The sequence below is a fragment of the Streptomyces sp. NPDC006733 genome, assembly GCF_040636125.1.
Taxonomy (GTDB): Bacteria; Actinomycetota; Actinomycetes; order Streptomycetales; family Streptomycetaceae; genus Actinacidiphila.
The window spans coordinates 287,363-300,790 of the sequence record NZ_JBEYJD010000002.1 but is presented as its reverse complement, the minus strand read 5'-3'; the positions used below and the strand labels follow the sequence as shown (position 1 = coordinate 300,790).

Below are 13,428 nucleotides of genomic sequence, written 5' to 3'. Positions count from 1 at the left end.
GGGCCAGGATCCGCCGCCGGACCGACAATTGCGACCTGACCCGGTCCGGCGGTCGGAAAGCACCGGCCGGACGGTGCGCCGCCACCGGCCGGGCACCCTCTGCGATCATGTCGCGGACGGGCCGGACGGACCGGGTCCGTACCGATCGGGGCCGTACGGATCGGGCCGTACAGGACGGGCGGGGATCGCATGGCGGGGACGGGCGCGGACGACGCACGGGTGACGGCGTTCTGGCGCGGGCTGGGGCTGCCGGGGCTGATCGACGTGCACACGCACTTCATGCCGGAGCGCGTGCTGGACAAGGTGTGGGCGTACTTCGACGCCGCCGGGCCGCTCGTGGGCCGGCACTGGCCCATCGCCTACCGCCACCAGGAGGACGAACGGCTCGCGGTGCTGCGCGGGTTCGGCGTCCGGGCGTTCACCTCGATGGTCTACCCGCACAAGCCGGGAATGGCGCGCTGGCTCAACGGCTGGGCGGCGGACTTCGCCGCTCGGACCCCGGACTGCCTGAGCACCGCCACCTTCTTCCCGGAGGAGGGTGCCGCGGACTACGTCCGGGCGGCCGTCGAGGGCGGCGCCCGGGTCTTCAAGTCGCACCTCCAGGTGGGCGCCTACGACCCCGGCGACGTCCTGCTGCGGCCGGTCTGGGGGCTGCTGGCCGAGGCAGGCGTCCCGGTGGTGACGCACTGCGGGTCCGGGCCGGTGCCCGGCGCGTTCACCGGGCCCGGCCCGATCGCCCGGGTGCTGGAGCGGCACCCCGGGCTGCGGCTGGTCGTCGCGCACATGGGGATGCCCGACTACACCGCCTTCCTCGACCTGGCCGAGCGCCACCCCGGCGTCCTGCTGGACACGACGATGGCGTTCACCGACTTCTCCGAGGAGTCCGCGCCGCTGCCGAAGGGGGAGCGCGCGCGGCTCGCGGACCTCGGCGACCGGATCCTGTGGGGCAGCGACTTCCCGAACATCCCGTACTCCTACCTCCACGGTCTGGAGTCGCTGAGCCGGCTCGGCCTCGGGGACGACTGGCTGCGCGCCGTGTGCCACGACAACGCGTCAACTCTGTTCAAGATCTGACGCCACGCCAGGTCGCAGGCTTTTAGTGGTTTAGTCCTAGGTCTAGTCCAAAGCCTTGACGGGGTCGCGTCACGGCTGGATTCTGGCTGCGTTTCCCCCCACAGGAGGTACGACGTGAAGCGCCTCAAAGCACTCTGTTCCGGGGTGGCGGCAGCCACCCTCGCGGCAGCCGGACTCGCCGCCGCGGCCACCCTCGGCACGGGTCAGGCGTCCGGCGCCGAGACCTCGGCGGCCGCTCTGGGCAACAACTGGTACGCGGCGGCGCCCTACCTGATGCCCCGGGACAACAACCCGCCCGACGCGGGGGCGATCATGGACGCCACCGGGCTCAAGGCGTTCCAGCTCGCGTTCATCCTCGCCCCCAACGGCGGCGGCTGCACCCCGACCTGGGACGGCACCGCGGCGGTCTCCTCCGACACCGCGGTGGCCGCGGTGATCAGCGGGATCCGCGCCAAGGGCGGCGACGTGTCCGTCTCGATCGGCGGCTACGGCGGCACCAAGCTCGGCCAGGCATGCTCCACCTCGGAGGCGACCGCCGCCGCGTACCAGCAGGTGCTCACCAAGTACCAGCTGAAGGCGATCGACTTCGACCTCGAGGAGCCGGAGTACGAGAACGCCACCGCGATAGCCCACGAGATCGGCGCGGCGAAGATCCTCCAGCAGAACAACCCGGGCCTCTACGTCTCGGTGACCACGGCCGGCACGGCCGACGGCACCGGCTGGTTCGGCAAGCAGATGCTGAACGAGGCCAAGGCCCAGGGCTTCACGCCCAACAACTTCTCGATCATGCCGTTCGACGGCGGCTTCAACGGGGCGGCGGCGCAGACCAGCGCGCTCACCAACTTCAACACGATCCTGCAGACGACGTTCGGCTGGAACGCGGCGACCGCCTACGCCCACGAGGGCTTCTCCGGAATGAACGGCCGCAGCGACACCGGCGAGTACTTCCGCCAGGCCGATTTCCAGACCGTGCTGGACTACGCCACCAGTCACGGAATGGGACGGTTCACCTTCTGGTCGCTCAACCGTGACCGCCAGTGCACCCCGCCCGACAACGGCACCACGTCGGGCGTCTGCAGCAGCGTTCCGCAGACCCCCTGGGAATTCGCGAAGTTCTCGGTGAAGTTCGCCGGGGCCACCCCGCCCACGAACCCGCCGACGACGCCTCCCACCACCCCGCCGACCAACCCGCCCGGCCAGTGCACGGTGGCGGCGTGGAGCGGCGCCGCGGTGTACACCGGCGGCACCGAGGTCTCCCACAAGGGCCACAAGTGGAAGGCCAAGTGGTGGACCCAGAACGAGGAGCCCGGCACCACGGGCGAATGGGGCGTCTGGCTGGACGAAGGCACCTGCTGACGTCCTCCTGAAGCCCACCGAGGCCCCGGCGCCCACCGCCGGGGCCTCGGCACATGTACGGGGCACCTGTACGGGCCCACCGGCAGGCGGCCGGTGGGCCCGTACAGGTGCGCGAATCCGCAGCGGCGCGTTTTGGCAGGTGCATATGCCGGGAGTTCTCGCCGAAAACGGACGGACCATTTCCGGATGATATTCCGCTTAGCTCCGGTGATCGATAGCCTTTGGTGGAGAGTAGGCCGGTATCTTGGGCATACCAAGATCATCTGATGAGCTGGAGACCGTGATGGAGCGTCCCGCCTGGGCACCCCAGGGTATTGACCTCTCGGTACCGAGTGTGTCGCGCATCTACGACTACTACCTCGGTGGTTCGCACAACTTCGAGGTGGACCGCGAGGCAGCCCGCCGGGCCATGGAGATCTTTCCGGGACTCCCCAAGATCATGCAGGCGAACCGGGCGTTCATGCGCCGGGCCGTCCGCTACGCCGTCGACCAGGGCATCACCCAGTTCCTGGACATCGGCTCCGGCATACCGACCTTCGGCAACGTGCACGAGGTCGCCCAGGCCGCCAGCCCCGGCGCCCGGGTGCTCTACGTCGACAGCGACCCGGTCGCCGTCGCGCACAGCCGCGCGGTGCTCGACGGCAATCCGACGGCCCGGATCGCCGCCGCCGACCTCCGCAAGCCCAAGGACATCCTGACCAGTCCCGAGGCCACCGAACTGCTCGACTTCGACAAGCCGGTGGCGCTGCTGCTGGTCGCCGTCCTCCACTTCGTGCCCGACGAGGACGGCCCGGCCGCCGCGGTGGCCGAACTGCGGGACGCGCTCGCCCCCGGCAGCCTGCTGGTGCTGACCCACGCCTCGACCGAGGGCGGCCCCATCTCGGCCGAGCAGGGCGGCGGCGTCCAGGGCGTCTACCGCAAGGCCAGCTCCCCGCTGATCATGCGCACCCGCGCCGAGCTGGAGCCGTTCTTCGAGGGCTTCGACATCGTGGAACCCGGTCTGGTGTCGATGCCCGACTGGCATCCGGACACCCCCGAGGGCCACGAAGAGGACCCCGCGGCCTTCGTCGGCTTCGCCGGCGTGGGGCACAAGGCGTGACCTCACAGCCGGCGGGAACCGAGGGCTCCGGGCTGCACCTGGCCGGAGGCACCGGGCAGGACGCCACCGGGGACACCGAGCTGGACGCACGGGCCGACGGCCTGCGGCGCTTCGCCACCATATGGAGCCGAGCGATCTACCCGGCCACCGCGACGTCCATGACGCGCTCGGAGTTCGAGGAGTACCTGCTCCCGCTGGCCCGCGGGCTCGACGAGGCGCTGCGGGCCACGCCCTTCGACCCGCGCCCGGCCTTCGAGGTCGGCGCCGCGCTGGTGGCGGCGCACTGCACCGACCCCGAGGTGCTGCCCAGCATCCTGCGGGTGGTCGACGCGTACCTGGTGCTCTACTGCCCGCCGGAGGACCTGCCGGCCGACGAGAGCCGGTCGCGCTGCGCCCGGCTGCAGCACGCCGTCGCGGCCGGGTTCGCCCGCGCGCTGGTCGAGCGCACCCGCTCCGAGCAGGAGGCCATCTCCCGGGCGGCGATCGCCGCCCGTGCGGAGGCCGAGACGGCGCTGCAGGCCAGCGAGGCCCGTTTTCGCGCCGTTTTCGAGGGCGCGGCGATCGGCATCGGAATCGCCGACCTCGACGGACGGGTCATCGAGCTGAACGGCGCGCTGACGCAGATGTTCGGCGGCGAGCACCACGTCCGCAACCGCAACGTCAGCGACTTCGTGCACCCGGAGGACGGCTCCGACGTCTGGGGGCTCTACGGCGAGCTGGTCCGCGGCGAGCGCGAGGAGTACCGGATCACCAAGCCGTACTACCGCCCCGACGGCACCGCGCTGTGGACCAACCTCTCCGTGTCGCTGCTCAGGGACTCCTCGGGGGTCCCGCAGTACCAGCTGGCGCTCATGGAGGACATCACCGAGGCCCGGCTGCTGACCGACCGGCTGCGGCACGAGGCGACCCACGACACCCTCACCGGACTCCCGAACCGGGCCCTGTTCTTCGAACGGCTGGAACAGGCCCTGTCGCCCGGGACCGGGACCGAGCGCCTCGGCCTGTGCTACCTGGACCTCGACGGCTTCAAGGCCGTCAACGACAGCCTCGGCCACGCGGTGGGCGACCGGCTGCTGGTCGCCGTCGCCGAGCGGCTGCAGGCGTGCGTGACCGGCCCCGGCCAGCTGGTGGCCCGGATCGGCGGCGACGAGTTCGCGGCCCTGATCGTGGACCCCGCGACGCAGGGCGAGGTCACCGACCTCGCCGACCGGATCCTGGCGGCGCTCTCCACCACCGTGCGCCTCGACGGCCGCGAACTGCCCGTGCACGGCAGCATCGGCATCGTCGAGGGGCCCACCGGCACCCGCGGCGCGGCCGACGTGCTGCGCAGCGCCGACATCACGATGTACCGGGCCAAGGCCGCGGGCGGCAACCGCTACGAGGTCGCGGACCCGGACTCCGACGCCCGCGCGATCACCCGGCACGGCCTGACGAACCGGCTGCCGACCGCCCTGGAGCGCGGCGAGTTCTTCATCGAGTACCAGCCCCTCATCCGGCTCTCCGACGGCAGCGTGCAGGGCGCGGAGGCCCTGGTCCGGTGGTGCCACCCGCTGCACGGCGTGCTCGGGCCCGACCAGTTCATACCGCTGGCCGAGAGCACCGGGCAGATCGTCCCGCTGGGCCGCTGGGTGCTGCAGGAGTCCGCCCGGCAGGCGCGCGCCTGGCAGCTGCGGAGCACCGACGGCCTGCCGGTCCGGGTCAACGTCAACCTGTCGCCGTGCCAGCTCTACCACCCGGGGCTGGTCGACGAGGTCGCCGCCGTCCTCGACGAGACCGGGCTCGACCCCACCGCGCTGTGCCTGGAGGTCACCGAGAGCGCCCTGATCGGCGCCGACGAGGACGCCCTCAAGCCGCTGCGCCGGCTGGTCGACCTGGGGGTGGACATCGCCCTGGACGACTTCGGCACCGGCTACTCCAACCTGTCGTCGCTGCGCTGGCTGCCGATCAGCAACCTCAAGCTCGACCGCGCCTTCACCCGGGGCATCCGCCAGCACCCGGCCGACCCCGTCGACCTCAAGATCGTCGAGGGCATCGTCTCCCTCGCCCACACGCTCGGCCTCACCGTGACCGTCGAGGGCGTGGAGACCCGCACCCAGGCCGAGCACCTGGGGCTGCTCGGCTGCGACACCGCCCAGGGCTGGTACTACGCCCGGCCGGGCCCGCCGGACCATCTGCACACCTTGACGCTGGCCGACGCGATGAGCGCCTGACGCGCTCCCGCCCGCATCCCACCGGGAGACTCACCGCCTCCGCCGCCCGGCCGGCCGGCGGCGTGGTGCATGCTGGCTCCTGACCTGGTCATGCCCGCGCCCCCGTCCCACGGGACCGGCCGACCGCCCCGCACGGCCCGTGGAGAGCGACCCTGAGCAGCACCGCCGCCGAGATCCTGTCCGTCGTCCTGCTCCTGCTGGTGCTCGGGTTCGCGGTCGCCCGCCCGCGCGGCTGGCCCGAGGCGGTCGCCGCGGTGCCGGCGGCCGTCCTGCTGACGGCGACCGGCGCGGTGCCCTGGCACGACGCCTGGGCGCAGACGAGGGAACTGCTGCCGGTCGTCGGCTTCCTCGCCGCCGTGCTGGTGCTGGCGGAGCTGTGCGCCGACGCGGGCCTGTTCACCGCCGCCGGGGACGCGATGGCCCGCGCCTGCCGGGGCGAGCCCCGCCGGCTGCTGGCCGGGGTCTTCGCGGTGGCCTCGCTGATCACCGCCGTGCTCAGCCTGGACGCGACGGTGGTGCTGCTGACCCCGGTGGTCATCGTGACCGCCGCCCGCGCCGGGACCCGGTCCCGGCCGCACGTGTACGCGTGCGCCCACCTGGCGAACTCGGCGTCGCTGCTGCTGCCGGTCTCCAACCTGACCAACCTGCTGGCCTTCGCCGCGGCAGGGCTCTCCTTCACCCGCTTCGCGGCGGTGATGGCGCTGCCCTGGCTGGTGGCGATCGGGCTGGAGTACCTGATCTTCCGCCGGTTCTTCGCCGCCGACCTGGCCGCCCCCTCGCGCGGCACGGAAACCGTCGCCCGGCCCGCGCTGCCGGTGTTCACCCTCGTCGTGGTGGCCCTGACCCTCGTGGGCTTCGTCGTGACGTCGCTGGCCGGGGCCGACCCGGCCTGGGCGGCGCTGGCCGGGGCGCTGGTGCTGGGGGCGCGGGCGCTGCGCCGCGGCCGGACGACCGTCCGCGGCCTGGTCGGCGCCGCGAACCCGCTGTTCTGCCTGTTCGTGCTGGCGCTGGGCGTCGTCGTCAAGGCCGTGGTCGACAACGGCCTGGCCGGCGCGGCCGACCGGGTGCTGCCGTCCGGGGCCGGGCTGCCCGAGCTGCTGGCGGTGGCGGCGCTCGCCGCCGTGCTCGCCAACCTGATCAACAACCTGCCCGCGGTGCTGGCCCTGCTGCCGCTCGTCGCCTCGGCCGGGCCGGGTCCGGTGCTCGCCGTCCTGATCGGCGTCAACCTCGGCCCGAACCTCACCTACGCCGGCTCGCTGGCCACCCTGCTGTGGCGCCGCATCCTCAGCGACCACGGCAAGGACCCGCAGCTGGGCGTCTTCACCCGCCTGGGGCTGCTGACGGTGCCTGTGACGCTGGTGGGGGCCACGACGGCGCTGTGGGCCATGTTGCGGCTCACGGGCACCTGAGGGGCTCCTGGGCGGCCTCCTGGGGGCCGTCCAGGGCAGGTCTCCACCAGGCCCGCTGGGTCCGCCCGGGTCTCAGGCCCTGCCGCCGATGCCGCGCATCCGCCCGGCGGCGTACACGCAGCCCGCCAGCGCCAGGTCGGACAGCAGCATGAAGCCGATCGAGTACGAGCCCTTGCCGCTGTAGATGGCGCCCATCACCAGCGGCGGCACGAAGCCGCCGAGGCCGCCCACCGCGCCGACGATGCCCGTCACGCTGCCCACCTGCGGCTGCGGGGTGACCCGCGAGACCAGCGCGAACACCGACCCGCTCGCCGCGCCCAGCCCCGCCGCCATGACGAGGAAGCAGATCGTCCCGAGCGGGTCCAGCGTCGGGTCGAAGGCCTGCACGATCGCCAGCAGCGCGACCGCGGCGAGCGCCCAGGCGGTGACGACCGCCGGGTGCACCCGGTCCGACAGCCAGCCGCCGACCGGCCGGAAGATGACGGTGACCAGCGCGAACCCGGCCGCCTTGGTGCCCGCGTCGGTGGGGCTGAGCTCGTACCAGGTCTTGAGGTACGTGGGCAGGTAGACGCCGAACGCGACGATGCCGCCGAACCCGATCGCGTACAGCGCCGACAGCTCCCAGGTGACCCGCAGCCGGCCCGCCTGCCCCAGCCGCGTCGCGAGCGGCGCCGCCGGCACCGGCCGGTCGGGCCGGTCCCTGATCAGCAGCCAGGCCAGGACGGCGTACACCGCCAGCGCGGCCGCCACGATGAGGAACGGCAGGTTCTCGTCGTGCTTGTACAGCCGCGGGGTGAAGTACCCGGACAGGGCCACGCCGCCCATGCCCATCCCGAACACGCCCAGCGCCAGCCCCCGGCGGGCGGGCGGGAACCAGGAGTTGACCAGCGGGATGCCGATGGCGAACGTCGTACCGCCCAGGCCGAGCAGGAAGCCCACCGCCAGCAGCGCGCCGAACGAGCCCTTGGCCGGGATCAGCAGCAGCACCGGCACGATGGTCAGCGCCGAGACCAGCGGGAACATCAGCCGGGCGCCGAACCGGTCGGTCAGCGCGCCGACCGGGATGCGGCCGAGCGACCCCACGATGACGGGCACGGCCACCAGCACCGACTGGGAGAACGAGTCCAGCCCCAGGCTGTCCTTGAGGCTGCTGCCCAGCGGCGCGACGAGCGCCCACGCCCAGAACGTCAGCGTGAACCCGACCGTGGCGACGACCAGGTTGCGGTACGCGGTGCCGGACGGCGCGTCCGCGGGCGCCGGGGCAGGACCGGTGGGAGCGGACCGCGCTGTCGATGTCATGGGCCGCTCCTCGCGTACGTCCGGGTCTGCACTGCGTCCATCGTGTGCGGGCGGATCCGCCCGCCGCCGCCGGGGAGAGGCCGTACGGATGACGGCCGGGTACGCCGCCGGGCCCGCCGTCCGCCGCGCCGCGGCGTACGGCCGGGTGCGCACGGTGCCGGGCCGCCGACCCCCGGAAGACCCCTGATCCGTACCGGAAGCGGCCCTCGCCCCGTGACGCCGGGCGCCCGATCGGGCATACTCCATCGCGCCACAGCCGCTGATCAAGCCCCGCCGCGACCCGGGGGGAGACGATCGGCTCCTGGGCACCGCAAGACGTACGGCACCGCCACACCCTGGGCGGTCGCCGCCGCGCCTGACAGGGAGGAGCGTGCCGCCATGCCCCGCAACGGCCCGCAACCGGTAGACCGCCACTTGCCCACCGAGGAGGCCCGAGACCTGCTCGCCCTCACCCGCGAGCTGGCCCAGCGGGAGATCGCTCCCCGGGCCGCCGAGGAGGAGGACACCGGGAGCTTCCCGCGGGACACGTTCTCGCTGATCGGCGAGGCGGGGCTGCTGGGCCTGCCCTACGCGGAGGAGTACGGCGGCGGGGGACAGCCCTACGAGGTCTACCTGCAGGTGCTGGAGGAACTGGCGGCCGCCCGGCTCACCGTCGGCCTCGGGGTGAGCGTCCACACCCTCGCCTGCCACGCGCTGGCGCACTTCGGCACCAAGGAGCAGCGGGCCGAGCACCTGCCCGCCATGCTCGGCGGCTCCCTGCTGGGCGCGTACTGCCTCTCCGAGCCCGCCGCCGGCTCCGACGCCGCGTCGCTGAACACCCGGGCGGTGCTGCGCGACGGGAACTGGACCATCGACGGCACGAAGGCGTGGATCACCCACGGCGGCGTCGCCGACTTCTACACCGTGCTCGCCCGCAGCGGCGCCGAGGGCCCGCGCGGCATCACCGCGTACCTGGTCCCCGCCGACTCGGCGGGGCTGACCGCGGCCCAGCCCGAGCGGAAGATGGGCATGAAGGGATCGCCCACCGCCCAGGTGCACTTCGACGGCGTGAGCGTCCCGGACAGCCGCCGCGTCGGCGAGGAGGGGCAGGGCTTCACCATCGCCCTGTCCGCACTCGACTCGGGCCGGCTCGGCATCGCGGCCTGTGCCGTCGGGGTCGCCCAGGGCGCCCTCGACGAGGCGCTGAGCTACACGCTGGCCCGCAAGCAGTTCGGCCGCCCGCTGGTGGACTTCCAGGGGCTGCGCTTCATGCTCGCCGACATGGCCACCAAGATCGAGGCGGGCCGGGCGCTGTACCTGGCCGCGGCCCGGCTGCGGGACGCGGGCCGGGACTTCTCGCGGCAGGCGGCCATGGCCAAGCTCTTCTGCACGGACGCCGCGATGCAGGTGACCACCGACGCCGTCCAACTCCTGGGCGGCTACGGCTACACGGTCGACTTCCCCGTCGAGCGCTACATGCGCGAGGCCAAGGTGCTGCAGATCGTCGAGGGCACCAACCAGATCCAGCGGATGGTCATCGCCCGGCACCTGGCCGGGCCGGAGAGCAAGCCGTAGCGCCGCGCCGGTGCCGCGTCCCCCGGGGACGCGGCACCGCGACGCGGACGGTCGCGCGGGCGGTCAGGTGGCCGGTCGGACGGCCGGCGGGTCAGGCCGCGCGCTGGCGCGGCACCCGTACCGGGCGCGACTCGGGGCCGTACGCGTGCGAGAACGGCTGGGTGCGCCAGTCGAGTCCGGCCGGCAGCGCCAGCAGCGTGGCCAGCTCCTCGCCGGTGTACTCCATGCCGTCCACCGGCTGCGCGTCCCGCATCGCCCGCCCGGAACCGGCGCAGACGGTGATGCCGAACGGGTTCCACGGCGTCGGGCACAGCGCGTGCTGCGGCAGCACGTCCTCGCCCTCGAAGAGCGCGATCGGCCGGGCGCAGTCCGGGCAGTGCACCCGCAGGACGGCGTAGACCTCCTCGTCGAACGCCTCCTCGGCGTCCAGGGCGGCGGCTTCGAGCGCCAGGGCCCGTTCGTCGTCCTCCGCCGGTGCGGGTTGCGTACGGTCGCTGCGGCCGGGCCGCACATGGGTGCGCATAGGTGGATCCCCCTTGGATGAACGCCCGTTCGACGGGCCCGCCGGGCACGACGGCCACGGCCATAGCGAGAGCTTCCCGTCCAGCGCCGCCGATAACCTCTGCGGATGCCATCGCGGGGTGCGCACGGTGTGGCCTTCGTCACATCCAGTGCCCTTCGGGGCGTGTGCGCCCCCGGAGAACGCCCTCCCGCCCCGGCGCGCCACCCGCCCGCTGTGCCGAAGAGCCTCCGGGGCAGTAGGTTGACCGCCGTGGAGGAGCTGGACCAGCAGATCGTGGAACTTCTCGTCGCCGATGGGCGGATGAGCTACACCGACCTGGGCAAGGCCACGGGCCTGTCCACCTCGGCGGTGCACCAGCGGGTGCGCCGTCTGGAGCAGCGCGGGGTGATCCGCGGCTACGCCGCGATCGTCGACGCGGAAGCGGTCGGCCTGTCCCTGACGGCGTTCATCTCGATCAAGCCGTTCGACCCGAGCGCGCCCGACGACATCGCGGAGCGCCTCGCCGAGGTGCCCGAGATCGAGGCCTGCCACAGCGTCGCGGGGGAGGAGAACTACATCCTCAAGGTCCGCGTCGCGACCCCCGGCGAGCTGGAGCACCTGCTCACCCGGATCCGCACCCTGGCCGGGGTCTCCACCCGCACCACCGTCGTGCTGTCCACTCCGTACGAGGCCAGGCCCCCGCGCATCTGAGCGCTCCGGGCAGGGGAGAGACTGTTCCCCATGAACGAGCGCACCCCCTCCACGACCGTGCTGCTGCGCGGCGGAACCGTCTACAGCCCCGCCGACCCCTTCGCCACGGCCATGGTCGTGGAGGGCGGCACCGTCGCCTGGGTGGGCTCCGAGGGCGCCGCCGACTCCTTCGTGGACGGCGTCGACGAGGTGGTCCACCTCGACGGCGCGCTCGTCACCCCGGCCTTCACCGACGCGCACGTGCACACCACCGCCACCGGCCTCGCGCTCACCGGCCTGGACCTCACCGCCGCCACCTCGCTCGCCGACGCGCTCGCGCGCACCGCCGCGTTCTCCCGCGACCGGGCCGGCGACCGGGTGCTGCTCGGCCACGGCTGGGACGAGTCGCGCTGGCCCGAGCGGCGGGCCCCCTCGCGCCAGGAGCTGGACGAGGCCGTCGGTGGCCGTCCGCTCTACCTGACCCGGGTGGACGTGCACTCCGCCGTCGTCACCACCGCGCTGCTCGACCTCGTGCCCGGCGTGCGCGACCTGCCGGGCCACCACCCGCAGGGCCCGCTCACCGCCGACGCGCACCACGCGGTGCGCCGCGCCGCGCACGCCGCCGTCACCTCCGCCCAGCGGCTCGTGGCGCCGCGCGCGGCGCTGCGCCACGCGGCCTCGCTGGGGATCAGCGCGGTGCACGAGTGCGCCGGCCCCGACATCTCCTCCGAGGACGACCTCACCGGCCTGCTGGCGCTCGCCGCGCAGGAGGCCGGCCCCCGGGTCTTCGGGTACTGGGCCGAGGCCGTCGAGGACGCCACGGGGCTCGACCGCATCCGCGACCTGGGCGCCGTCGGCGCGGGCGGCGACCTGTTCGTCGACGGGTCCCTGGGCTCGCACACCGCCTGCCTGCACGCGCCCTACGCCGACGCCGCGCACCACGGCACCGCCTTCCTCGACACCGACACCATCGCCGCCCACGTCGCCGCCTGCACCGAGGCCGGCGTCCAGGCGGGCTTCCACGCCATCGGGGACGCGGCCGTCTCCTCCGTCGTGGCGGGGGTGCGGGCCGCCGCGGAGCGGGTCGGCACCGACCGGATCCGGGCGCTGCGCCACCGGGTCGAGCACGCCGAGATGATGACGCCCGACACGATCGCCGGCTTCGCCGAGCTGGGCCTGATCGCCTCGGTGCAGCCGGCCTTCGACGCGGCGTGGGGCGGCGGGGACGGGATGTACGCCGAGCGGCTCGGCGCGGAGCGGGCCGGGACGCTCAACTCCTACGCCGCCATGGTGCGCGCCGGAGTGCCGCTCGTCCTCGGCTCCGACAGCCCCGTCACCCCCCTCGACCCGTGGGGCGCGGTGCGCGCCGCCGCCTTCCACCGCACCCCGGAGCACCGGATCTCGGCCCGCGCCGCCTTCAACGCCCACACCCGGGGCGGCTGGCGCGCGGTCGGCCGGGACGACACCGGGGTCCTGATGCCGGGCGCGCCCGCGGACTACGTGCTGTGGCGCGGCGGCGAGCTGGTGGTGCAGGCTCCGGACGAACGGGTCGCCAACTGGTCCACCGACCCGCGCTCGGGCACGCCGGGGCTGCCGGACGTCGCACCGGACCGTGCCCTTCCGGTCGCTCTGCGTACCGTCGTCTCCGGCCGGACCGTCTACGCACGGCCGAATGAGTGACCGAGGGCGGCCACATGCGGCCGAACGGTGTTCCCTCGGCCTGTCGCGCCGACTCGACCGGCCCCGCACTGACCTGCTGATTTGACGGATAAGCGCAGGTCAGGTCGCTATTGACAGCCAGCGGTCGAGGGCGAGTAGGTTCGGCCGAGTCCACCACAGGACGTCGGACCGGGGACCCTCCGCGAATCCGTCGACCGCCGCTGGGCCATGGGGTGTCGCGCCGCACGTGCACGCCGCCACCGGCAGCCAGGTCCAGCGCCAGCGGCACGGCAAGCGGCTCGCTCCACGGCGAGTGCCGCCGGACGGCAGGTGTGACCCGGGAAGGGCCCGGACGCCCAGTAGACAACGGCCTTGGCGCCGACTCGCAGCCAGCGGGTCCCAGGTCGGCCCGAAGGGCGTTCCGGGCTCGTTCCGCAGCGGGCGCGTGCCGCCCCGCCTCCCGCGCGTCGTCGCGGCAGAGCCTTTCACGGCCTTTACGCACCCGCGACCCGCGGCGGCGCGAACACGTTGTACCGTCACTGCACCAGCTCACCACCTGCAGGAAGGCCGCGACGT

The 13,428-nt window shown here is 73.7% G+C and carries 10 protein-coding genes; 8 read left to right on the top strand and 2 right to left on the bottom strand.

From position 1 onward, the window contains the following. The first annotated feature begins 189 nt into the window (after positions 1-189). From ABZ721_RS03590 to ABZ721_RS03570, 5 genes are all read left to right on the top strand, one after another. Positions 190-1,074: an amidohydrolase family protein gene (locus ABZ721_RS03590; protein WP_358786891.1), complete on the top strand. Its 885-nt coding sequence runs from the start codon at positions 190-192 to the stop codon at positions 1,072-1,074. A 114-nt stretch (positions 1,075-1,188) separates the two neighbouring features. Further along, complete coding sequence (locus ABZ721_RS03585) at positions 1,189-2,430, top strand: carbohydrate-binding protein (protein WP_358786890.1); 1,242 nt, start codon at positions 1,189-1,191, stop codon at positions 2,428-2,430. Positions 2,431-2,713: 283 nt separating this feature from the next. Further along, positions 2,714-3,529 (top strand): SAM-dependent methyltransferase, encoded by an 816-nt coding sequence (locus ABZ721_RS03580; protein WP_358786889.1) that lies wholly within the window; start codon positions 2,714-2,716, stop codon positions 3,527-3,529. 38 nt (positions 3,530-3,567) lie between these two features. Next, positions 3,568-5,739, top strand: coding sequence for an EAL domain-containing protein (locus tag ABZ721_RS03575; protein ID WP_358786994.1), 2,172 nt, complete (start codon positions 3,568-3,570; stop codon positions 5,737-5,739). A gap of 152 nt (positions 5,740-5,891) precedes the next feature. Next, entirely contained in the window at positions 5,892-7,148 is a 1,257-nt protein-coding gene (locus ABZ721_RS03570) for an SLC13 family permease (RefSeq protein WP_358786993.1), read from the top strand. 72 nt (positions 7,149-7,220) lie between these two features. Here the strand turns inward: ABZ721_RS03570 and ABZ721_RS03565 are convergent, their stop codons facing one another. Then, entirely contained in the window at positions 7,221-8,447 is a 1,227-nt protein-coding gene (locus tag ABZ721_RS03565) for an MFS transporter (protein ID WP_358786888.1), read from the bottom strand. A 378-nt stretch (positions 8,448-8,825) separates the two neighbouring features. On the opposite strand from ABZ721_RS03565, the gene ABZ721_RS03560 reads away from it, so the two are divergent. Then, a complete protein-coding gene (locus ABZ721_RS03560) occupies positions 8,826-10,001 on the top strand; it encodes an acyl-CoA dehydrogenase family protein (RefSeq protein ID WP_358786887.1) in 1,176 nt (391 codons plus the stop codon). 91 nt (positions 10,002-10,092) lie between these two features. Here the strand turns inward: ABZ721_RS03560 and ABZ721_RS03555 are convergent, their stop codons facing one another. Continuing rightward, complete coding sequence (locus ABZ721_RS03555; RefSeq protein WP_358786886.1) at positions 10,093-10,524, bottom strand: hypothetical protein; 432 nt, start codon at positions 10,522-10,524, stop codon at positions 10,093-10,095. Between the two features lie 249 nt (positions 10,525-10,773). On the opposite strand from ABZ721_RS03555, the gene ABZ721_RS03550 reads away from it, so the two are divergent. Together ABZ721_RS03550 and ABZ721_RS03545 are read left to right on the top strand one after the other, a co-directional pair. Further along, entirely contained in the window at positions 10,774-11,214 is a 441-nt protein-coding gene (locus ABZ721_RS03550; RefSeq protein WP_358786885.1) for an Lrp/AsnC family transcriptional regulator, read from the top strand. A 30-nt stretch (positions 11,215-11,244) separates the two neighbouring features. After that, the gene (locus ABZ721_RS03545) at positions 11,245-12,873 is read left to right on the top strand and encodes an amidohydrolase (protein WP_358786884.1); all 1,629 of its coding nucleotides are present in this window, start codon (positions 11,245-11,247) and stop codon (positions 12,871-12,873) included. The last annotated feature ends 555 nt before the right edge of the window (positions 12,874-13,428 follow it).